Raw genomic sequence first — 1,800 nt, 5'->3', positions numbered from 1 at the left:
CCAAGGCCGACATCTTCATTTCGATCCATGCCGACGCGGCTGAAAACCGTGCCGCCACGGGGTCGTCGGTGTACGTGCTGTCGACCAAGGGCGCCTCGTCGCAGCGTGCACGCTGGCTGGCCGACAAGGAAAACGCCGCCGATCTGGTCGGTGGCGTGCGCCTGCAGCAGACCGAGGGTACCTTGGCCAACGTGCTGCTGGACCTGGCCCAGAGCGGGTACATGAAGGCCTCCGAAGATGCCGCCGGCCACGTGCTGGGCGGGCTCAAGCGGATCGGCAAGAACCACAAGCCCAATATCGAACGCGCCAACTTCGCGGTGCTGCGCACCTCGGACATGCCGGCGATGCTGGTCGAAACCGCCTTCATCTCCAACCCGGATGAAGAGCGTCGCCTGATCGACCCGGCCTACCAGCGCCAGATCGCCGGTGCGGTACTCGACGGCGTGCACACCTTCTTCAGCCGCCAACCGCCGCCGGGCACGCTCTACGCCGCCCGCGCCGAAGCCGAGATCCAGGCCGCCAGCACGGTAGCCGGCGGCAGCAAATAATCCGCAACGCGGATTATTTGCGGTAGAGCCGACCGTTGGTCGGCTGGCCTCGACACGTAACCCCACCCGGTAGAGCCGACCGTTGGTCGGCTGGCGGGCTACGCTATCATCTGTCGATGACGTACAGCCCCCGATTCCCCCTCGCTTCCGCCGTCGCCTGTTCCCCCTGCGGGAGCGACGCATGAGCATCCGCCAGCTGCCCGAGATCCTGATCAACCAGATCGCCGCCGGCGAGGTGGTGGAGCGCCCGGCGTCGGTGGTCAAGGAACTGGTCGAAAACGCACTGGACGCCGGTGCCACCCGCGTGGACATCGACCTGGAGGAAGGCGGCGTACGCCTGATCCGGATCCGTGACGATGGCGGCGGCATCGCGCCGGAGGAACTGCCGCTGGCGGTGTCCCGCCACGCCACCAGCAAGATCGCCAGCCTCGACGACCTGGAAGCGGTGGCCACGCTCGGCTTCCGTGGCGAAGCGCTGCCGTCGATTGCCTCGGTGAGCCGCTTCACCCTGGCCTCGCGCCGTCCCGGCGATGCGCACGGGTCCGCCCTGCAGATCGAAGGCGGCAAGCTCGGTGAGGTCACCCCACGCGCGCATGCGCCGGGCACCACCGTGGAAGTGCGCGAGCTGTTCTACAACGTGCCGGCGCGCCGCAAGTTCCTGCGCGCCGAGCGCACCGAGCTGGGCCATATCGAAGAGTGGCTGCGCTCGCTGGCACTCGCGCGCCCGGACGTGGAACTGCGGGTGTCGCACAACGGCAAGCCGTCGCGCCGTTACAAGCCCGGCGATCTGTATTCGGATACGCGCCTGGGCGAAACCCTGGGCGAGGATTTCGCCGCCCAGGCGCTGCGCGTGGACCACAGCGGGGCCGGCCTGCGCCTGCATGGCTGGATCGCGCAGCCGCACTACTCGCGCGCCAGCACCGACCAGCAATATCTCTACGTCAACGGCCGTTCGGTGCGTGACCGCAGCGTGGCCCACGCGGTGAAGATGGCCTACGGCGATGTGCTGTTCCATGGCCGCCAGCCGGCCTACGTGCTGTTCCTGGAACTGGACCCGACCCGGGTCGACGTCAACGTGCACCCGGCCAAGCACGAGGTGCGCTTCCGCGACTCACGCCTGATCCATGACTTCGTCTACCGAACGCTGAAGGAAGCGCTGGCCGAAACGCGCGCCGGCATGACCGCTACTGCAGGTGCCGCCGATACCAACGCGTTGCCCGGCACCGCACCGGGCAGTGCCGCCGGTTATGGC

At 68.1% G+C, this 1,800-nt stretch carries 2 protein-coding genes; both read left to right on the top strand.

Features of this window, described 5'->3' with window-relative positions:
- Positions 1 to 548, top strand: a 548-nt coding sequence (locus tag DBR34_RS17120; protein ID WP_258224058.1) for an N-acetylmuramoyl-L-alanine amidase, incomplete at its 5' end; no start/stop codon positions are given.
- Between the two features lie 181 nt (positions 549 to 729).
- On the top strand, positions 730 to 1,800 hold a 1,071-nt coding region (gene mutL / locus DBR34_RS23690; protein ID WP_258224057.1), incomplete at its 3' end, for a DNA mismatch repair endonuclease MutL.

This window comes from Stenotrophomonas sp. HMWF003 (assembly GCF_003061285.1).
GTDB classification, from domain to species: Bacteria; Pseudomonadota; Gammaproteobacteria; order Xanthomonadales; family Xanthomonadaceae; genus Stenotrophomonas; species Stenotrophomonas maltophilia_AP.
Note: the sequence above shows the minus strand (reverse complement) of the source record. Positions and strands in the feature narration are given on the sequence as shown.